18 protein-coding genes are annotated in these 19,673 nt (G+C 68.8%); 11 read left to right on the forward strand and 7 right to left on the reverse strand.

Going from position 1 to position 19,673, the window contains the following annotated elements; genetic code table 11:
• The first annotated feature begins 62 nt into the window (after nt 1-62).
• Nucleotides 63-1,172, forward strand: a complete 1,110-nt coding sequence (locus tag ACWZJV_RS19840; RefSeq protein ID WP_457178081.1) for an epoxide hydrolase family protein — start codon at nt 63-65, stop codon at nt 1,170-1,172.
• Between the two features lie 61 nt (nt 1,173-1,233).
• Here ACWZJV_RS19840 and ACWZJV_RS19845 read toward each other — a convergent pair whose 3' ends face one another.
• The 3 genes from ACWZJV_RS19845 to ACWZJV_RS19855 all read right to left on the reverse strand — a co-directional run bounded on the left by ACWZJV_RS19845 (nt 1,234) and on the right by ACWZJV_RS19855 (nt 3,595).
• On the reverse strand, nt 1,234-1,899 hold the full coding sequence (locus tag ACWZJV_RS19845; RefSeq protein ID WP_457178083.1) for a GOLPH3/VPS74 family protein: 666 nt from the start codon (nt 1,897-1,899) through the stop codon (nt 1,234-1,236).
• 74 nt (nt 1,900-1,973) lie between these two features.
• The gene (locus ACWZJV_RS19850; RefSeq protein WP_457178084.1) at nt 1,974-2,411 is read right to left on the reverse strand and encodes a VOC family protein; all 438 of its coding nucleotides are present in this window, start codon (nt 2,409-2,411) and stop codon (nt 1,974-1,976) included.
• 92 nt (nt 2,412-2,503) lie between these two features.
• A complete protein-coding gene (locus ACWZJV_RS19855) occupies nt 2,504-3,595 on the reverse strand; it encodes a DNA glycosylase AlkZ-like family protein (RefSeq protein ID WP_457178086.1) in 1,092 nt (363 codons plus the stop codon).
• Between the two features lie 152 nt (nt 3,596-3,747).
• Between ACWZJV_RS19855 and ACWZJV_RS19860 the strand changes: the two genes are divergently transcribed.
• From ACWZJV_RS19860 to yjfF, 4 genes are all read left to right on the forward strand, one after another.
• Entirely contained in the window at nt 3,748-4,725 is a 978-nt protein-coding gene (locus ACWZJV_RS19860; RefSeq protein ID WP_008363487.1) for an ABC transporter substrate-binding protein, read from the forward strand.
• A gap of 136 nt (nt 4,726-4,861) precedes the next feature.
• Nucleotides 4,862-6,436, forward strand: coding sequence for a sugar ABC transporter ATP-binding protein (locus ACWZJV_RS19865; protein ID WP_457178088.1), 1,575 nt, complete (start codon nt 4,862-4,864; stop codon nt 6,434-6,436).
• Nucleotides 6,429-7,496, forward strand: coding sequence for an ABC transporter permease (locus ACWZJV_RS19870; protein ID WP_196875356.1), 1,068 nt, complete (start codon nt 6,429-6,431; stop codon nt 7,494-7,496). Before ACWZJV_RS19865 ends, ACWZJV_RS19870 begins: the two co-directional genes overlap by 8 nt.
• Nucleotides 7,493-8,491 (forward strand): galactofuranose ABC transporter, permease protein YjfF, encoded by a 999-nt coding sequence (yjfF, locus tag ACWZJV_RS19875; protein ID WP_457178090.1) that lies wholly within the window; start codon nt 7,493-7,495, stop codon nt 8,489-8,491. The genes ACWZJV_RS19870 and yjfF overlap by 4 nt, the downstream gene beginning before the upstream one ends.
• 612 nt (nt 8,492-9,103) lie before the next feature.
• Here the strand turns inward: yjfF and ACWZJV_RS19880 are convergent.
• Nucleotides 9,104-10,783, reverse strand: coding sequence for a DUF885 domain-containing protein (locus ACWZJV_RS19880; RefSeq protein ID WP_457178092.1), 1,680 nt, complete (start codon nt 10,781-10,783; stop codon nt 9,104-9,106).
• Between the two features lie 111 nt (nt 10,784-10,894).
• On the opposite strand from ACWZJV_RS19880, the gene ACWZJV_RS19885 reads away from it, so the two are divergent.
• Entirely contained in the window at nt 10,895-11,404 is a 510-nt protein-coding gene (locus ACWZJV_RS19885; protein WP_040757209.1) for a SigE family RNA polymerase sigma factor, read from the forward strand.
• Entirely contained in the window at nt 11,397-12,689 is a 1,293-nt protein-coding gene (locus ACWZJV_RS19890; protein ID WP_457178094.1) for a hypothetical protein, read from the forward strand. The genes ACWZJV_RS19885 and ACWZJV_RS19890 overlap by 8 nt, the downstream gene beginning before the upstream one ends.
• Here ACWZJV_RS19890 and ACWZJV_RS19895 read toward each other — a convergent pair.
• The 3 genes from ACWZJV_RS19895 to ACWZJV_RS19905 form a co-directional block, all read right to left on the reverse strand.
• The gene (locus ACWZJV_RS19895; RefSeq protein ID WP_457178095.1) at nt 12,656-14,002 is read right to left on the reverse strand and encodes a glycosyltransferase 87 family protein; all 1,347 of its coding nucleotides are present in this window, start codon (nt 14,000-14,002) and stop codon (nt 12,656-12,658) included. The two genes, ACWZJV_RS19890 and ACWZJV_RS19895, sit on opposite strands and share 34 nt — an antisense overlap.
• Nucleotides 14,003-14,029: 27 nt before the next feature.
• On the reverse strand, nt 14,030-14,245 hold the full coding sequence (locus ACWZJV_RS19900) for an acyl-CoA carboxylase epsilon subunit (protein WP_457178097.1): 216 nt from the start codon (nt 14,243-14,245) through the stop codon (nt 14,030-14,032).
• Between the two features lie 156 nt (nt 14,246-14,401).
• A complete protein-coding gene (locus tag ACWZJV_RS19905; protein WP_457178099.1) occupies nt 14,402-16,021 on the reverse strand; it encodes an acyl-CoA carboxylase subunit beta in 1,620 nt (539 codons plus the stop codon).
• A 61-nt stretch (nt 16,022-16,082) separates the two neighbouring features.
• On the opposite strand from ACWZJV_RS19905, the gene ACWZJV_RS19910 reads away from it, so the two are divergent.
• The 4 genes from ACWZJV_RS19910 to ACWZJV_RS19925 all read left to right on the forward strand — a co-directional run bounded on the left by ACWZJV_RS19910 (nt 16,083) and on the right by ACWZJV_RS19925 (nt 19,662).
• Nucleotides 16,083-16,871 carry a biotin--[acetyl-CoA-carboxylase] ligase gene (locus tag ACWZJV_RS19910; protein ID WP_457178101.1) on the forward strand — a complete coding sequence of 263 codons (789 nt, stop codon included), beginning with the start codon at nt 16,083-16,085 and terminating at the stop codon, nt 16,869-16,871.
• 37 nt (nt 16,872-16,908) lie between these two features.
• Nucleotides 16,909-17,859 (forward strand): adenylate/guanylate cyclase domain-containing protein, encoded by a 951-nt coding sequence (locus ACWZJV_RS19915; protein WP_008363499.1) that lies wholly within the window; start codon nt 16,909-16,911, stop codon nt 17,857-17,859.
• A 249-nt stretch (nt 17,860-18,108) separates the two neighbouring features.
• Nucleotides 18,109-18,408: a winged helix-turn-helix domain-containing protein gene (locus ACWZJV_RS19920; protein WP_040757211.1), complete on the forward strand. Its 300-nt coding sequence runs from the start codon at nt 18,109-18,111 to the stop codon at nt 18,406-18,408.
• A gap of 96 nt (nt 18,409-18,504) precedes the next feature.
• Entirely contained in the window at nt 18,505-19,662 is a 1,158-nt protein-coding gene (locus tag ACWZJV_RS19925; RefSeq protein WP_457178104.1) for a 5-(carboxyamino)imidazole ribonucleotide synthase, read from the forward strand.
• The last annotated feature ends 11 nt before the right edge of the window (nt 19,663-19,673 follow it).

Consider the following 19,673-nt stretch of genomic DNA (forward strand, 5'->3'; position numbering starts at 1 on the left):
AGGCTTGCCGGAACCGTTCATAACGTAGGTCTCACAAGGTCGGAAACCACCAAGGAGAAGTCATGAACACCCAGGTCAGCAACCAGATCAAGGCCGAGATCAGCACCGTCACCGTCGAGTTCCCGCAGGCCGATCTCGACGACCTCCGCGCCCGCCTGGACCGCACCCGGTTCGCCCCGGCCGTGCCCGGCGACTCCTGGGACTACGGCACCCCGACGGCCTACCTCGCCGACATGGTCGAGCGCTGGAAGAGCTTCGACTGGCGGGCGGTCGAGGAGCGCATCAACGCGGTCCCCAACCACCTGACCGAGATCGACGGCCAGGTCATCCACTTCGCCCACGTGCCGTCCTCGAACCCGGACGCCAAGGCGCTCCTGCTCGCCCACACCTACCCGGGCTCGTTCCTGGAGTTCCTCCCGATGATCGACTCCCTGACCGACGAGTTCCACCTGGTGATCCCGGAGATGCCGGGCTTCGGGCTCTCGACGCCGGTCATCGACACCGGCTGGACGATGAAGCGGGTCGCCGAGGCGTACGACGTCCTCATGCGCCGGCTGGGCTACGACTCCTACGGGGTGCACGGCAGCGACGGCGGCGCGATGGTCGGCCGCGAGCTGGCGATCCTGAACCCGGAGGGCTTCCTCGGCGCGCACGTCCTGCAGCTCTTCTCGTTCCCGTCCGGCGACCCGAGCGAGTTCGAGGGCTTCGGCCCGAAGGAGTACGCGGCGCTGGAGCACATGCAGTGGTTCCAGTCGGTCGGCGGCTACAACGCCATGAACGGCTCCCGTCCGCAGACCATCGGCGCGGCGCTGGCCGACTCACCGGTGGGGACGCTGGCCTACAGCGAGCTCTTCGAGTCCTTCGGGAACGGCACCTCGCTGGTCACCCCCGAGCAGGTCATCGAGCAGGCGACCTTCTACTGGCTGACCAACTCCTACGCCTCGGCCGCCCGCTACCACTACGAGGAGGGGCACGCCGAGCGTGAGCCGGAGGTGTCCCAGGGCCGGATCGGGGTCGCCGTCTTCAAGGACGACTTCCAGACCATCAGGTCGCTGGCCGAGCGAGACAACGCCAACATCCAGCACTGGTCGGAGTTCCCCGAGGGCGGCCACTTCGCGGCTCTGGAGCGTCCCGCCGACATCGCCGCCGACCTGAAGGCCTTCTTCGCCTGACAGGACCGGGCAGAGCTCGAGGATCGCAGTCCCCCCACGGCTGCGATCCTCGAGCACGTTTTCAGGTGGTCGTCGTGGTGACGGTGGTGGCGACCATCACCGCGGTCATGACCGCGGTGACCTCGTCCATCGCGTCCTTGACGCCCTTGGCTGCCCAGTCGCCCCGGGCGATCTCCTTCGCCCGCTTCTTGACCGCGCCGGCGCCGACCGTCCGCGTGTCGACCACCTTGTGGGCGAGGTCGATGGAGGAGAGCAGCGCGATGAGCTGCCCGGTCCGGGCGTCCGGGGTGGCGCCCTGGACGAGGACGGCGACCAGCTGGCCGCGCACGGCGTTCTCGTGCGTCGAGTCCGCCGCCGGCCAGGTGGTGCGCGGGAAGATGCCGAGGATCTTCTCGTCGCGGCGCTTGAGGATGTTGCGATCGCAGAGCCGAGCGGCAAGGGCCTCGTGGAGGCCCTTGCCGAGGTCGGTCACGGCGTTCTGGGCTGCCAACGGCTTGGCTGCCAGCGAGTCGTACGCAGCGGCCAGGACCGGCTCGTCCGGCCGGTGCCCGGGCACCGCCACGGCCTTGGCCGGGGTGAGACCTGACGTGGGCATCACTCGGGCCGAGCCCGTCATCACGAGCTCGGTCAGGATGGCTCCGCCCAGCGCCTGCTGGACCCAGGACGAGGCGAGGGTGCCCTTCTCGTCGTCGAGCACGAGCAGCAGCAGGTCTTCGGCGATGAGCATGCCTCAGACGCTACGGTGCCGTCGCCGACCGCACCTCCTACGAAAGGACGATCTTCACCTCGACCTTCGTCTGACTAGGCGGGTGCCGACTCCGGGCCGGCGACGTCGAACATCCAGCTCACGCCGAACTTGTCGTCGAACTGGCCGAAGTAGTCGCCCCAGGGAGCCAGGTCGAACGGCATCCCGGCCGTGCCGCCCTCGGAGAGCTTGGCGAACTGGTCGGCGTAGATCTCGTGGTCGGCGGGGTCGGAGCTGGTGACCGCGATGGTGACGCCAGCGGTCGGCGCGACGTAGTCCATGCCCGGAGGCGTGTCGGAGGCCATCAGGACCCGGCCGTCGTCGAACGTGAGCGAGCCGTGCATGACCTGGTCGGTGGCCTCGGCGGGCGCGCCCATCTCGGGCATGTCGCCGAACGTCATGATCTCGACCTTGCCGCCGAGCACCGAGCTGTAGAACTCGAGCGCTTCCTTCGCCCGGCCGTTGAAGCTGATGTAGGGGTTGAGCGTTCCCATGCTGATCTCCTTTGATCGATGTCTGACCCCGCTGCCCACAGTAGGCGCGCGCCATGGTGCTGAGAAGAGCAATCCGCATTGCCTCATCCACTTCAGGGATGGGCCACATCGACGCCGAGCCAGGCGGCCAGAGCCTCGATCTCGGCGTCCACCGCGTCCCCGATCTCCGGGGTCCACGGGAAGTCCTCGTGGACGGCGAAGACGTTCAGCAGCCCCGACTTGTGGTCCACCCTCGCGTCGAGCTTCCCGACCAGCCGCTCGCCGTGCAGGATCGGCAGGGCGAAGTAGCCCCAGCGCCGCTTGGCGGCCGGCTTGTACATCTCCAGGACGTACTCGAACCCGAACAGGTCCAACGCCCGGTCGCGGTCGTAGACGAGGCGGTCGAAGGGGGAGAGCAGGGCCGTACGCGGCGCGAACTCGTCCTCGAGAGCGGCCAGTGCCTCGGGATCGACCCGCCACTCGCCGTCGACCCCGGTCACGGTGCACGGGACACCTATGTCCCCCGCGCCGAGCATCTCGCCACCGGAGGACTCCTTCCGCCCGGGACGGGCGATCCCGAGCGAGGCGAGCCGGCGCACCGTCTCGACCTTCAGCGCCTCCTCGGGCGAGGGCAACTGCAGGTCGGAGGGGTAGACCCGCTCCGCGAGGTCCCAGGTGCGGAGCTTGCCGCGGCGGCCCGCGATCGCGACCTCGCCCATCCGGTTGAGCAGCTCGATCATCCGCAGCACGTTCTTGTCGTTGGTCCACCCGGTCGAGGCCCAGGGCACCTCGGAGGTGTCCTCGATCTCGCCGGCCACGAGCGGGCCGTCGGCTCGCAGGCGATCCAGGATCTGCGTACGGAATCTCTTGTTGGCCTCCACCCACTCGACGGCCGTGGGGTGGATCCGGCCGGGGGAGAGGGCCAGGACGGTCTCGATCTCGTCCATCGGCACGATGAAGCTGGAGAACTCCACCAGCGAACGCTCCTGTTCGAGGGCGAAGGTGAGGTCCGAATGGTCGTACGCATCACCCAGCCGCGACCACGCCACCAGATCCGCGCTCGGCGCGATCGCCTTGGTCGGGTCGATCTGCAGGAGCGTCAGCTGATCGACGGTCGCGACCAGCGACACCGGCCGGCGGGCGTCGAGAAGCTGTGCCCGGACCGCGATCCGGCGCGCCTGTTCCGGAGCCAGGGTGAGCGTCATGGTCGTCACACTATGGGGAGTTCCGGACGACCTGCTGCCGATTCGCACCGATCTTCCGATTCCGCTTGACCGCGCCGATGTTAACGCTCACACTGAGTCGCATCGTGACGGCGGTCACACTGGCCGCCGCAGGGGAACACTGGAGGACGACAGTGAAGAAGACCCTCACCGCCCTGTGCGCGCTCGCCATCGGCGGGATGTCGCTCAGCGCGTGCGGTAGCAGCGAAAGTGCCGACGACGGCTCGATCACGATGGGCTTCGCCCAGGTCGGGGCCGAGAGCGGCTGGCGCACCGCCAACACCACCTCGATCCAGGAGTCGGCCAAGGAGGCCGGCATCGAGCTCAAGTTCTCCGACGCTCAGCAGAAGCAGGAGAACCAGATCAAGTCGATCAGGTCCTACATCCAGCAGAAGGTGGACGTGATCGCGTTCAGCCCGGTCGTCGAAACCGGCTGGGACGCGGTGCTCCAGGAGGCCAAGCGGGCCAAGATCCCGGTGGTGCTGACCGACCGGGCCGTGGACACCGAGGACACCTCGCTCTACGTGACCTTCATCGGCTCCGACTTCGTCGAGGAGGGCGAGAAGGCAGGCCAGTGGCTGGTCGACAACGCCGACGCCTCCGACGTCGACAAGGACGGTGCGATCAACGTCGTGGAGCTGCAGGGCACCACGGGGTCGGCCCCGGCGATCGACCGCAAGAAGGGCTTCGAGGACGTGATCTCCTCGGACTCGAAGATCAAGATCGCCGCCTCCCAGACCGGCGACTTCACCCGTGACGGCGGCAAGCAGGTCATGGAGGCCTTCCTGCAGTCCGAGCCGAAGATCGACGTCGTCTACGCCCACAACGACGACATGGGCCTGGGTGCCATCGAGGCGATCAAGGCAGCCGGCAAGAAGCCCGGCACCGACATCAAGATCATCACCGTCGACGCGGTCAAGGACGGGATGACCGCGCTGGCCGCGGGCGAGATCAACTTCATCGTCGAGTGCAGCCCGCTGCTCGGCCCGCAGCTGATGGACGTCGCCGAGAAGGTCGTCGCCGGCGAGGAGGTCCCCGAGCGCATCGTCACCGAGGAGACCACCTTCACCCCGGAGCAGGCGGCCGAGGCGCTGCCCGACCGGAAGTACTGACGCCGTTGACCGAGCTATCTCGGTCAGGCGCCGCTTCCCTCGTGGAACTCCGCGAAGGAAGCGCGCGCCCACCGAGATACCTCGGTGAGCATCCGACCCGCCGCAGCCGCCCCGATCCCCCAGGAGCCAGCACGACATGAGTCAGGCAGAAGTGAAGTCACCCGGACCGGTGGTGGAGATGCTCGACGTCTCCATCACGTTCGGGGCGGTGCGAGCGCTCGACGGCGTCTCGCTTCGTCTCCTCCCGGGGGAGGTGCACGCGCTCATGGGGGAGAACGGGGCGGGGAAGTCGACGCTGATCAAGGCGCTGACGGGGGTCTACACGATCGACTCCGGTCGGGTGGAGATCGCCGGGGTCGAGACCCAGTTCGCCACCCCGGCGGCGGCGCAGCACGCCGGGATCAGCACGGTCTACCAGGAGGTCAACCTGGTGCCCAACCTCACCGTGGCCGAGAACATGCTGCTCGGCCGCGAGCCGCGCCGGCTCGGCCGGATCGACCGGCGCGAGATGAACCGGCGGGCGGCGACCTCGCTCCTGGCCCTGGGCATCGACGTCGACCCTGGCTCCGAGCTCGGCAGCCATCCGATCGCGGTCCAGCAGCTCGTCGCGATCGCGCGCGCCGTCGACACCGATGCCCGGGTGCTGATCCTCGACGAGCCGACCTCCAGCCTCGACGCCGACGAGGTGGCCAGGCTCTTCGAGGTGATGCGCAGGCTGCGTGATCAGGGCACGGCCATCGTCTTCGTCTCCCACTTCCTCGACCAGGTCTTCGAGATCTCCGACCGGATGACGATCCTGCGCAACGGCCGCGTGGTGGGCGAACGGCTGGTCGCGGAGACCACCCAGCTGGAGCTGGTGCAGCTGATGATCGGCCGCGACCTCCAGGCGCTCGACCGTCTGGACCATGCCGTCCAGGAGGCGGCGGAGGAGGCCTCCAGCGAGCAGCGTCTCCCGGTGCTGAGCGCCGTCGGTCTGGGGCGGAAGGGAAACCTGGAGGCCACCGACCTGAACCTGTACGCCGGGGAGGTCGTCGGCATCGCCGGCCTGCTCGGCTCGGGCCGCACCGAGCTGGCCCGGCTGCTCTTCGGTGCGGACACCCCCGACACCGGCGAGCTGACGGTGAGAGGGTCGAGCCGACGGAGGCTGCGGAGCCCGCGGCACGCGATCGACCGCAAGCTCGCCTTCTGCAGCGAGGACCGCAAGGCCGAGGGGGTCTTCGAGGAGCTCTCTGTCGCCGACAACATGCTGCTCGGGCTGCAGGCCACCCGCGGTTGGCTGCGGCCGATCCCGACCGCCACCAGGGAGAAGCTGGTCAAGGAGTTCATGACCGCTCTCGACATCCGGCCCACCGACCCGAGTCTGCCGATGCGAAGCCTGTCCGGTGGCAACCAGCAGAAGGTCCTGCTGGCGCGCTGGCTGATCACGGAGCCCGACGTACTCCTTCTCGACGAGCCCACGCGTGGCATCGACATCGGCGCCAAGACCCAGATCCAGCAGCTCGTCGCCGACCTCGCGGAGAAGGGGATGAGCGTGGTGTTCATCTCCGCCGAGCTCGAGGAGGTGCTGCGGCTGAGCCACCGGCTGGTGATTCTCAAGGACCGCCGCAAGATCGCCGAGCGGCCGAACCGCGACATCGACGTCAACGACGTACTCGAGATCATCACCGGCGAGCCCGGAGGCTTGGCCGAGAAGGAGCGGGCAGATGCCTGAGACCGTCAGAACGGGTAAGGCCCTTCGGGCCCGCGTGATGGCCCACCACCTCTTCTGGCCGCTGACCGCGCTCGCTGCGCTGCTGGTGGTCAACCTGATCGCGACACCGACGTTCTTCAACGTACGCATCCAGGACGGGCACCTCTTCGGCAGCCTGATCGACATCGTCCGCAACGGCGCTCCGGTGCTGCTGGTGGCCGTCGGGATGACCCTGGTCATCGCGACCCGCGGGATCGACCTCTCGGTCGGCGCGGTGGCGGCGATCGCGGGTGCGGTCGCGTGCGTCTACATCGTCAAGAGCCCGGTCGACGGCGCCGCGGGCACCGCGGTCGTGGCGATCACCATGGCGCTCGCGGTCTCCGTCGCGCTGGGACTGTGGAACGGCTTCCTGGTCTCGGTGATCGGCATCCAGCCGATCATCGCCACGCTCGTCCTGATGGTCGCCGGCCGCGGGATCGCGATGCTGGTCACCGGCGGCCAGATCACCACCGTCAACAACGACACCTTCGCCGCCCTGGCCTCGGGCCACCTGCTCACCCTCCCGGTGGCCGCGCTGATCGCGCTCGGGGTCTTCGCAGCCACCCAGATCGTCGTACGCCGCACCGCGCTCGGCCTGCTCATCGAGTCGGTCGGGATCAACCCCGAGGCGAGCCGGCTGGTCGGCGTACGCTCCCGCACGATCATCTGGACCGTCTACGTCTTCGCGGCGCTGTGCGCCGGCACCGCCGGCCTGATCATCGCCGCCAACACCCACTCGGTGAACGCCAACAGCCTCGGGCTGTGGATCGAGCTCGACGCGATCCTGGCCGTCGTCATCGGAGGTACGTCGCTGGCCGGCGGCCGCTTCTCGCTGACCGGCACCCTGGTCGGCGCGATGCTGATCGCCACCCTCACCCGGACCATTCCCAACATCGGCATCCCGGCCGAGGCCAACTACCTGTTCAAGGCGCTGGTGGTCGTGCTCGTGTGCCTGCTGCAATCGCCGAAGGCGCGAGCGGTGCTGCAACGGCGCGGCGACCGTACGCCGACCGGCCCGAGCCGCGAGGAGGCGGTCGCATGAGCACCATCGCACCAACGCAGGGTGTCCTGGCGAACGTGGCGCGGTTCAGCCCGCCGCGGCGCTACCTTCCCGTCCTCGGCACGTTCGCCCTGTTCATCGGCATGTTCGGTGTCGGCGGGCTCCGCTACGAGGGGTTCGCCGACCCGCAGGTCTTCCTGACCCTGCTGCTCGACAACGCGTTCCTGATCGTGCTCGCGGTGGGGATGACGTTCGTGATCCTCACCGGCGGGATCGACCTCTCCGTCGGCTCCAACGTCGCCCTCTCGACGCTGATCGCGGCGAGGACGCTCGAGCTCGGCTGGCCGGTGGTGGCGGTGATCGGGGTCGTACTCCTCGCCGGCACCCTGCTCGGCACCGCGATGGGGCTGCTGATCCACTACTTCGACATCCAGCCGTTCATCGCGACCCTGGCGGGAATGTTCCTGGCCCGCGGCCTGTGCTACCTGATCAGCGTCGACTCGATCCCGATCAAGGACGACACCTTCTCGGCCATCGCGTTCGGCTCGATCACCCTGCCCGGTGGCTACTACCTCGGGTGGACGGCTGTCTTCGCGCTGGTGATCGTCGCGGTCGCTGCGTACGTCCTCTCCTCGACGCGCTTCGGCCGCACCGTCTACGCGCTCGGCGGCAGCGAGCCGTCGGCGCTGCTGATGGGACTTCCGGTGGCGGCGACCAAGGTCGGGGTGTACGCGATCAGCGGGCTGTGCGCGGCGCTCGGCGGACTGCTGTTCGCGCTCTACACGCTCTCGGGCTACTCGCTGCACGCCGTCGGCATGGAGCTGGACGCGATCGCCGCCGTGGTCATCGGCGGGACTTTGCTCACCGGCGGCCGTGGGTTCGTGATCGGGTCGCTCCTCGGGGTGCTCGTGCTCGGCACCATCCAGACGTTCATCTCGTTCGACGGCACGCTGTCGTCGTGGTGGACGCGGATCACGATCGGGGTGTTGGTGCTCGTGTTTGTCGTCGCGCAGCGGGTGTTGACTCGGCGGAGTTAGCGACTTCTTTCGGCGCGCGTTGGCTGCTGTGTTTTGTGGTTGGTGTTTGCCGCCGACCCGTTACGGGAGGGTGTTCTCAGCGGCGTCCGGAGTAAAGGACGGCCTTCGGCCGCCGGCTGACGCCGGCCGCTTCGCGGTCCTTGACACCGGCCGTCGCTGAGAATTTTGGCTGGCTATCGGGCCGGCGGCAGGGGTGTGGCGCGGCGATGTGGGTTGGGCAGGGGCTTGGGATCCGGGGTGAACGAATTTTCGTTCACTGCGTTGCGACCAGGCCCCAGGGTGGCTCGGCCCGTGAAAGAAAATTCTCTTTCACACGGAGGAGCTGCGCGGATTGGTGGGTGAACGAATTTTCGTTCACCCAGGAGAGCGTCTTCTCCCGCGGGGGTGAATGAATTTTCGTTCACCGTGGAGCGTCCGCCTCCCGAGGAGCGACTGTCTCCCGGCCACACTGGGGCCGCCGCCCCTGATAGCCAGCCAAATCTTTCTCGACATGGTCCGGTGTCAAGGACCGCGAAGCGGCCGGCGTAGCCGGCGGCCGCAGGCCGTCCTTGACTCCGGGGCAGGTCGAGAAACACTCGAGGACAGGGTCGGCGGCCCAGACCAACCCCGCAGCTAGAGCCGCCCAAGAGCAGCCCGCAGCGGATCGAGCCCGAGCGACCCGAGATCGAGCGCGGCCCGGTGGAAGGCCTTCATGTCGAAGGCAGCCCCGGCCCGCGTACGAGCGTCCTCGCGGGCCTGGAGCCAGATCCGCTCGCCGACCTTGTAGGACGGCGCCTGGCCCGGCCAGCCGAGGTAACGGGCGACCTCGAAATCGAGGAAGGCGTCCTCCATCAGGCAGTGCTGGCCGATGAACTCGCGGCCGAGCTCAGGGGTCCAGACCTCGCCGGGATGGAAGCCGAAGGGGTTGTCCTCCGGGATGGTCAGTTCCAGATGCATGCCGATGTCGATGATGACCCGTGCGGCCCGGAAGGACTGGCCGTCGAGCATGCCGAGGCGGTCGCCGGGGTCGTCGAGGTAGCCGAGGTCGTCCATGAGGCGCTCGGCGTAGAGCGCCCAGCCCTCGCCGTGGCCGGAGACCCAGCACATCAGCCGCTGCCAGCGGTTGAGCAGCTCGGCGCGGTAGGCGGTCTGGGCGACCTGGAGGTGATGACCGGGTACTCCCTCGTGGTAGACGGTGGTCAGCTCACGCCAGGTGCCGAACGAGGTCACCGACTCGGGCACCGACCACCACATCCGGCCGGGCCGGGAGAAGTCCTCGGAGGGGCCGGTGTAGTAGATCCCGCCGTCGGAGGTCGGGGCGATCATGCACTCGATCCGCCGGACCGGCTCGGGGATGTCGAAGTGCACGTCGGCCAGCTCCGCGATCGCCTCGTCGGCCTTGCTCTGCATCCACGACTTGAGCGCGTCCGTCGAGGTCAGCTGCCGTGCGGGGTCGTTGTCGAGATGCGCCGCCGCCTCGATGACGCTCGATCCCGGCAGGATCCGGTCGGCGGTGGCCTCCATGTCGTCGGAGAGCCGCTTGAGCTCCTCCCACCCCCAGGCGTACGTCTCCTCCAGATCGATCTCCGCGCCGAGGTAGCGGCGCGAGGCGAGCCGGTAGTGGTCGCGCCCGACCGCCTCCTTCGGCAGCCCGGTGGGGACCAGGTCGTCGGCCATGAACCGGCCGAACTCGGCGAACGCCTCGTTGGCCTTCGCGGCCGACGCCTCGAGCTCGGCGCGCAGCGAAGCGGGTGTGGCCTCGGGGGCGCGCGCGACCAGGCCGCTGAAGAAGTCACCGGCGCCCTTCTGGCCGGTCCAGCCCAGGATCTGGTCGGCGACCTTCGCGTACTGGGCCGTCGCCGAGACCCGGCCGGCCGCGGCCTCCTCGCGCAGCGTCGCGGTGTAGCCGGCGACCGCGTCCGGCATCCCCGCCAGCCGGGACCCGATCGCGGCCCAGTCGTCCTCGGTGTCGGTCGGCATCAGGTCGAAGACCTCGCGCAGGTTGTGGATGCCGCTGGAGATGACGGAGACGAACTTCCGGTCCAGCTGCGCCTCGGCGAACTCGATGTCGAGCCCGACCCTCTCCAGGAACGCCTCCTTGGCCACCTGCTCACGTTCGTCGACCGGCTTGATCGCGGCGACGTCGGCGTAGGCGGCCCGGTTGAGGTCCTCCACCGCCTGCATGCCGTCGGGAGACAGGTCGGGGAGCTCCGCGTCGTGGCCGGCGACACCGACGTAGGTTGCGGTCAGCGGGTCGAGAGCGCAGAGCTCCTCGACATAGCGGTCGGTGCGGGCGTCTACTTCACGGGTCACCCGGCCAACCATAGGACCGGGACGTGCTGGGGCAACTCAATTCCTGGCTACACGCAACGAACTCGACAGACTTCGCGTAGAGGGGGTGTGAACGTGCCAGAGGAGGTGTCTGTGGATGCCGACCATGAGGCGACAGAGCCGGATTTCGGTGCCTGGGTGGCCTCGCGGGGTCCTGCGCTGCAGCGGTTCGCCTACCTGGTGACCGGCAACAACGCCGACGCTCCTGACCTGGTGCAGGACGCCCTCACCCGAGCGCTGCCGCGGTGGGAGTCGCTGGCGGCGTCCGGGACGGCGGAGGCGTACGTGAAGAGGAGCATCGTCAACGGGTCGATCAGCGGATGGCGTAAGCGGCGCCGTCTGGTGCTGGTCGAGGACGTCGAGCCGATGGCCACCAGGCACGAGCCCGGCCCCGAGGAACGCGACGCGGACGAGGCGTGGGCCCTGGTGCAGACGCTGCCGTCGAACCAGCGAGCGGCCGTGGTGCTCCGCTTCTACGAGGACCTGTCGTTCGCACAGATCGCGACGGTGCTCGACTGCGCCGAGGCGACCGCCCGGTCCCATGTGCACCGGGCGCTGGCCAAGCTGAGGGAACGATTGAACGAGGGGGTTGACAATGAGTGACTTCGAGCGCGAGGAGTGGGCCTTCCGGGCCGCCCTGGCCCGTGCCGCCGACGGCTTCGAGCCGCGGGAGCTCGCGATCCCCGGGGACGCTGAGGAGTCCGGACCGGCTGCCGTGTCCGTGAAGTCGGAGACGGAGACGGCCGAGGAGAAGGCACCCGTACGCCGCCGGTACACCTGGATCCTGGCCGCGGCAGCCGCGGTTCTGGCCGTCGTCGGTCTGGGTGGCGTCATCGCCAACCTGCAGCCCGACGGAAGCAGCGACGAGAGCACGGCGGCGAGCGACACCGTCGGGGAGCAGGACAGTGCCGGCGACGCGCCCGAGCCGTTCGCGGGGAAGGAAGCGGCCCCCGAGGGCACCTACGACGAGGGCGGCCGCACCGACCTCGGCGCGCCCGCGGAGGGGAAGCGCTGGGCGGTCCGCTACGACATCGCCTTCCAGGTGCCCCAGGAGTGGGCCGACGCAAACGCGCCGGCGCTGCCCGAGTGCATCGTGAAGCCGGGCGACCAGTGGGACACCGTGCCGCGGACTCCCTACGTCGCCAACATCACCAACCAGCCCGTCCCGGCGATCGCCTGCAACGAGACGAACGACCGCGACTTCCCGGCAGAGTTCGGCAAGGTGCCGTTCGCGCTGTGGCAGCCCTATGTCCTGATCCAGAAGCCCGACAAGGGTGAGACCTTCGAGACCGGCTCCTGGGAGCACGAGGGCTGGCTGCTGACCAGGGTCCGGGTCGACGATGCGTACGCCTCGATCCTCACCGGTCCCGGCGACGACGACGTCAACGCCGACATCAAGGCCTCGCTGAAGACGACGCCGGAAGACCCCTACGGCTGTGACACGGCCTCGCCGCTGGCCGCGGGTGACCCGGTGCGGCCCACGACCGAGCCGGAGACCTCACCGCTGGAGGGCGACGCTCCGGAGTCGATCGCGATCTGCGAGTACGAGCCGTCCTCGGCGTCGCTGACCGGCTCGCGAGAGATCACCGGCTCCGACGCCTCCGGCCTCGTGGAGGCGATCCGGGACGCGCCGGCCCGCTCCGGCCCCAACTCGCCGCAGAACTGCGCCGCGGGGCAGCCGGTCACGGCGTACGTCATCCTGCGGATCTTCCGCGACGGCGAGCCCGGCGACGTCTACGTCAACTACGAGAACTGCGAGGACCACGGGTTCTACGACGGGCTCACCGTGCACGAGCTCAGCGCGGCTGCCTGCCGGCCGGTGTTCGCCAAGGATCCGGTCACGATCTACTCGGCTCAGGGCGACGTCGCCAAGGTCTGCCTCTCCTGACCCTCGGCTGCTGGCCGCCCCCGCTCGGGGAGGGCGGCCAGCAACCGAGTAGTGCGCCAGGCGGCGTAGAGGAAGAGCAGCACCAGGAGGCCGTTGCGCCAGGCCAGCACCTCGGTGATCCACGGTGAGCCGATGTCGTTGAAGGTGAGCATGTAGCCGTACATCCGCGGGAAGATCTCGTGGGTCAGCAGGGTCACCGCGACCAGCACGAACGACCAGATCCCGAGCTGTCGGCGCGCGCGGCCGCGGAGCAGGACCAGCCCGGCGGAGGCGGCGGGGAGCAGCCAGAGCATGTACTGCGGACTGAGCACCTTGTTGGTCACCAGGAACGCGGCCACGGTCGCGAGCACGAGCCACACGATCGTCTCCTCGGTCCTCTCCCCGCCGGGCAGACGACGCCAGGCGAGCACCCACCAGACGATGACGAGCGCCCCGACGACCACGGAGGCGATCGTCGCCGCGAGGAGCAGCGCCTCGACCATCGGCCCGCTGATGTCGTACGCCTTCCACTCGGTGTAGTCGATCGCGTAGCCGCTCGCCGGTCCGCCGTGGCCCCACTCGAACATCGCCGGCGTCGCGAAGACCGACTCGATCTGGAGGCCCCGCTCGCCCTGGTAGCTCAGCGGCGTCCAGAGCCGGTCCCAGCCACCGAGGACGAGACTCAGCCCGGCCAGCGCGATGCCGGTGGCACCGACGGTGAGGATGACCCCGCGTCGGGCGGCGCGGTTCGCCGCCAGGGCCGGGATGACCAGGATCGGCCAGTACTTCGCGCCGGTCGCGAAGGCCGCGAACGCTGCCGCCACCCTCGGCCTCCGGACCGCGTAGAGCACCGCCAGGCCGACCATGATCCCGGGGAAGAGGTCGAAGCGGGCGTACGCCGTCGCCCCCAGCGCCGGGAGGGCGGCCAGCCACAGCGCCTCGCTGCTCGTGATCCCCAGCCTCGGGTGCTCCCCGCGGCGGTTGCGCACGATCAGCAGCATGAAGAGCAGGTCGGTCAGCGCGGCCATCGCCAGCACCGCCACGATGTAGGCGTCTGCGCCGAGGCGGAGCAGGTCGATCGCGGCGTACGGGATCCAGAGCAGCAGCAGCGCCGGCACCGGATACTCGACCAGCGTCCCCGCCACCCCGTCCGTGGCCAGTGCGTCCAGGCTGTCGCGGTAGTAGTTGACGTCGCCGACGACGCCCCACTCCATGCCCCACCAGCCGACCAGGCCTTCGGCCGCGGCCGGGAATCCGTAGAGGACCACCACCCATCCCCGGGTCACCAGCCAAGCCAGGGTGACCAGGAGATATCGCCGAGAGAAGGTGATCACGCAGCGATCATGACATTGCGATCCTCGTCAGCGGGGCAGGCCGCTGGCGCGCCAGGCGTTGGGGCCGGGGTGGAGCGGCGTACGCAGCTGGGGGGTGGCCCAGAGGGAGCGCTGCTTCTTCTTCGGGGCATCGCCCGCCGACCCCATGGCCGCGAAGACGGCCACGATCGCGGCTACGTCCTCGGGGGTGGCGTTCTGGTCGATGACCTTGAGCAGGGGCTTCTGCTCTTCGGGGCTGGTCATTCCGTGACCACCTTTCGTTTCTCGGTTCGGCTTACGTCGGGTTTTCGCCGAGTCGGCTCAATCCGGTCCTCGCTCGCTTCGCTTCGCTCCGGTCCGTTTGCGCCGACTCGGCGTTATCCGCTCTTCGCCGACCCCTCGCTTCGCTTCGGGGTCGACTCAGAGCGGGATGTTGCCGTGCTTCTTCGCGGGCAGGGTCTCGCGCTTGGTGCGCAGGAGACGGAGCGCGCGGGTGACCTCGGCGCGGGTCTCGTGCGGCGGGATGACCGCGTCGACGTAGCCACGCTCGGCAGCGATGTAGGGGTTGGCGAGGGTGGTCTCGTACTCGTCGATGAGCTCGGCGCGCTTGGCCTCGACGTCGCCGCCGGCGGCCTCGACCTCGGCCAGGGTGCGGCGGTGGACGATGTTGGCCGCGCCCTGGGCACCCATGACCGCGATCTGGGCGGTGGGCCAGGCGAGGGTGATGTCGGCGCCGAGGTGCTTGGAGCCCATGACGTCGTAGGCACCGCCGTAGGCCTTGCGGGTGATGATGGTGACGAGCGGGACGGTGGCCTCGGCGTAGGCGTAGATCAGCTTCGCGCCGCGGCGGATGATGCCGTTGTGCTCCTGGTCGGTGCCGGGCAGGAAGCCGGGGACGTCGACGAAGGTGATCACCGGGACGTTGAAGGCGTCGCAGGTGCGTACGAACCGGGCGGCCTTCTCGGAGGCGTCGATGTCGAGGGTGCCGGCGAACTGCATCGGCTGGTTGGCCACGATGCCGACCGGGCGGCCCTCGATGCGGGCGTAGCCGATGATGATGTTGGGCGCCCACAGCGGCTGGACCTCGAGGAACTCCTCGTCGTCGACGATGTGCGAGATGACCTCGTGCATGTCGTAGGGCTGGTTGCCGCCGTCGGGGATGAAGGTGTCGAGCTCGCGGTCGAGGTCGGTGATCTCCAGGTCGGCGACCTCGTCGTAGGCCGGCGGCTCCTCCATGTTGTTGGAGGGGAGGTAGGAGAGCAGCGCCTTGACGTACTCGATCGCGTCGGCCTCGTCGGAGCCCATGTAGTGGGCCACGCCGGACTTGGAGTTGTGGGCGAGCGCGCCGCCCAGCTCCTCCATGGTGATGTCCTCACCGGTGACGGTCTTGATGACGTCGGGGCCGGTGATGAACATGCCGGAGGTCTTGTCGACCATGATCGTGAAGTCGGTGACGGCCGGGGAGTAGACGTGGCCGCCGGCGCAGTTGCCCATGATCAGGCTGATCTGCGGGATCACGCCGGAGGCGTGGACGTTGCGCTTGAAGATCTCGCCGTACAGGCCCAGGGAGACGACACCCTCCTGGATGCGGGCGCCGGCGCCCTCGTTGATGCCGATCAGCGGGGAGCCGGTCTTGATCGCGAGGTCCATGATCTTGGTGATCTTCTCGCCGTAGACCTCGCCCAGCGACCCACCGAAGACAGTGAAGTCCTGGGAGAAGACGCAGACCTGGCGGCCGTCGATGGTGCCGTAGCCGGTCACCACGCCGTCGCCGAAGGGGCGGTTCTTCTCCAGCCCGAACGCGGTGCTGCGGTGGCGGGCCAGCTCGTCGACCTCCTGGAAGGACCCCTCATCGAGCAGCATGTCGATGCGCTCGCGGGCGGTCTGGCGTCCCTTCGCGTGCTGCTTCTCGACAGCCTTCGCGGAGCCGGCGTGGATGGCCTCGTCGAGACGACGCTCCAGCTCGGCCAGCTTTCCGGCCGTCGTGTGCAGGTCGATGCTGGGCTCGTTCTCGGGCTGAGGGGTGGCTTCGGCGCTCACGGTGCTCCTTTGGACTTCGGGCGGTGCGGGGGCCAATCTAATGCCCGTGCCACCTTTCGCGATGCGACGCCCGTCACTTGACCACTCCCGGCTCGATGCGCTACCGGGTGGATGGCGCGTCGAGATCCTCGACGAGACGCCGTCGACGAACGCCGAGCTGGCCGCGCGTGCACGCTCGGGTGAGGCGCCCGGCCTGGTGATCACCACCGAGCACCAGACGGCCGGCCGTGGCCGGCTGGACCGGGGATGGACCACTCCGGCGCGCTCGGCACTGACCGTCTCCGTCCTGCTACGGCCCTCCGCCTCGATCTCCGTGGAGCGGTGGCCATGGCTGCCGCTGATGACCGGGGTCGCGGTCGCGTCGGCGCTGCGGAAGAAGGGGTACGCAGCCGGGCTGAAATGGCCCAACGACGTGCTCATCGAGGGCCGCAAGGTCTGCGGGATCCTGATCGAGCGGATCGAGGCGCCCGAGGGCGCCGCGGCGGTGATCGGCTTCGGCCTCAACACCTCGCAGACGCGCGAGGAGCTGCCGATCGAGGCCGCCACCTCGCTGGAGCTGGAGAGCGGTGCGCCCGTCGACCGCACCGAGATGCTGGTCGCGTTGCTGGCCGAGCTCGGGGCTGCGTACGAGATCTGGGGGTCGGATCCCGCCGAGCTCGCTCGCCGCTACCGGGAGCTGTCGGTGACGGTCGGCGAGCAGGTGCGGGCCGAGCTGCCGGGCGGGGACGTCTGGGAGGGTGTGGCCACCGAGATCGACGACTTCGGCCGGTTGGTCATCGCGACCGACGAGGGGTCACGGGTGGTCGGCGCGGGCGACGTGATCCACGCCCGGCTCCGGCCGCGGTCGTGACGGGCGGTCCTGACGAGCCGGATGGCATGATCAGTTCGTGGCGAAATCGAAGCAGCCCGTCAACCTGACCTCGGCGGAGGTCGCCGAGAAGGCCGGCGTGAGCCTGGACCAGGCGAAACGCCTGTGGCGTGCTCTCGGTTTCCCGGAGATCGGAGACACCGAGGCGTTCTTCGACGAGGCGGACGTGCACGCGCTGTCCAAGGCCAACGAGATCGCGGGCAACGGGTTGGTCAGCTTCGACCTGGTCGTCAACCTGACCCGCGGCATCGGACAGTCGATGGCGCGGCTGTCCGACTACGAGGTCTCCGCGCTGCTGCACCACGTCGAGACCCAGAACGAGGACGAACGCTCGCCGTCCGAGCTGCTGAAGGCGACCGTCTCGGTCTCGGAGCAGTTCGAGAGCGCGTTCGAGGAGATGATGATCTTCGCCTGGCGCCGCCACATGCGCGCCGCGCTCGCGCGGGCCGAGGCGTCGATCGCGGGACCCGAGGAGCAGCTGGGCACGGTCTGGCAGACGGTCGGGTTCGCCGACATCGTCTCGTTCACGGCGCTGTCGAACACGCTGACCGAGGAGAAGATCGGCGACCTGGTCGAGCTCTTCGAGTCGCGATGCGCCGATGTGGTGGCGACCTGGGGCGGCCGGATCATCAAGTCGCTGGGTGACTCGGTGCTCTTCGTCAACGACGATCCGCTGCAGGCCTACGGCACCGCCGAGGGGATCATCAACGTGATCGGCCGGGACCCGCGGATGCCGGACGTACGCGTCGGACTGGCCTCCGGCAACGTCGTCTCGCGCCTCGGCGACGTGTTCGGGCCGCCCGTGAACATGGCCGCACGGCTGACCGCCGTGGCCCGCCGCAACCGGATCATCGTCGACGAGGCCACCGCCGGGACGATGCCCGAGGACGAGTTCGAGACCCGCCGACTGGCCGCTCGACCGGTGCGAGGCTTCGGGATCGTAGAGCCCGTCGCCGTCCGCCGTGTCTGAATCGTGACTTTCTAGGGTGCCGCTGACCTGCGATTTCGCAGGTTTGTTCACATTCCGTTGTAGTTAACAGTCGATCAACGCGGAGCGTCGATCGCTTTACCTCGTCGCGCCTTCGTGGGCATGGTTGAGAGCGCCGTTCGGGGGCGCACGTTTGTCATGCCCATTTCGTTGCACCTTGGCACGAAAATGTCAGTGGCAATATCGTGCAATCCTTTGCCAAGGGCTCTTTACCTCCCTAATGTCGGTTCCATGATCGAGGTACAGGAGATCAAGCTCGACCCGGAAACCCGGCGAGCATGGCGGAACGATGAGGAGCTGACGCTCTCTCGCAAGGAGTTCGACCTGGTTCATGCCCTGATCAAGAGGGCTGGCGACGTCGTCTCCCGCGACGAGTTGATGAGGGACGTGTGGAACGCGACCTTCTACACCTCGTCGAAGACCATCGACGTGCACCTGGGATGGGTGCGTCGGAAGCTGGGCGACGACCCTCGGAAGCCCCATCTGATCACCACTCTGCGCGGCAAGGGCCTGCGCTTCGAGAAGGCCTGACCTTCTCTCAACCTGCCGGGAGCCGGATTTCGCGGATGTCGTGAGGGGGATCCGCGAAATCGGCTCCAGCAGAGCAGTTTCCTTATTCTGTCCGTCGTGACCCTCGCACCGACACTTGCGATCATCGGCGGCGGCCAGCTGGCCCGCATGATGGCTCAGCCAGCAATCGCGCTCGGCCTCCCGCTCCGGCTTCTCGCCGAGGGCGAGGGTGTGTCGGCCGCTCAGGTCATCCCCGACCAGATGGTCGGCGACTACCGCGACCTGGACACGTTGAAGAAGGTCACCGAGGGCTGCGAGGTGGTCACCTTCGACCACGAGCACGTCCCGACCGAGCACCTGCACGCGCTCGAGGCCGCCGGCGTCGCGGTCCGGCCCGGGCCCGACGCGCTCGTGCACGCCCAGGACAAGGGGGTCATGCGCTCGCGGCTGACCGAGCTCGGCATCCCGTGCCCGCGCAACGCGATCGTGTCGTCCGTCGCCGAGGTCGAGGCCTTCGGCTTCCCGTGCGTCCTCAAGACCACCCGCGGCGGCTATGACGGCAAGGGCGTCTGGGTCGTACGCGACGTCGCCGATGTCGCCGAGCCGCTGCGCGTCGCCGATGAGGCCGGGGTCCAGGTCCTCGCCGAGGAGCTCGTCGACTTCCGCCGTGAGCTCTCCGCGATCGTCGCCCGTTCGCCGAGTGGTCAGGCCGCTGCGTACCCGGTCGTGCACACCTACCAGGAGAACGGCGTCTGCAAGGAGGTCATCGCTCCGGCGCCCGACCTCTCGCCTGAGCTGGCCGTCGAGGGCGAGCAGATCGCGCTGCGCATCGCCGGTGAGCTCGGCGTCGTCGGCATCCTGGCGGTCGAGATGTTCGAGACCGTCGACGGCCGGCTGCTGGTCAACGAGCTCGCCATGCGACCCCACAACACCGGCCACTGGACCCAGGACGGCGCCGTCACCTCGCAGTTCGAGAACCACCTGCGCGCGGTCATGGACCTGCCGCTCGGCTCTCCGGCGCCCCGCGCGAAGTGGTCGGTGATGGTCAACATCCTCGGCTCCTCCCGGCCCGACGTCGGCCGCCTCTACGACGGCTACCCGCACGCGATGGCCCGCGACCCCCACCTCCGCGTCCATCTCTACGGCAAGGAGATGCGCCCGGGGCGCAAGGTCGGCCACGTCAACGTCTACGGCGACGACCTCGACGACTGCCTCGAGCGCGCCCGCCACGCCGCCGACTGGTTCCAGGGCGACCTCGGCAACGACTCCGACTGACGGTCGAAGCG

Source organism: Nocardioides sp. WG-D5 (assembly GCF_054031175.1).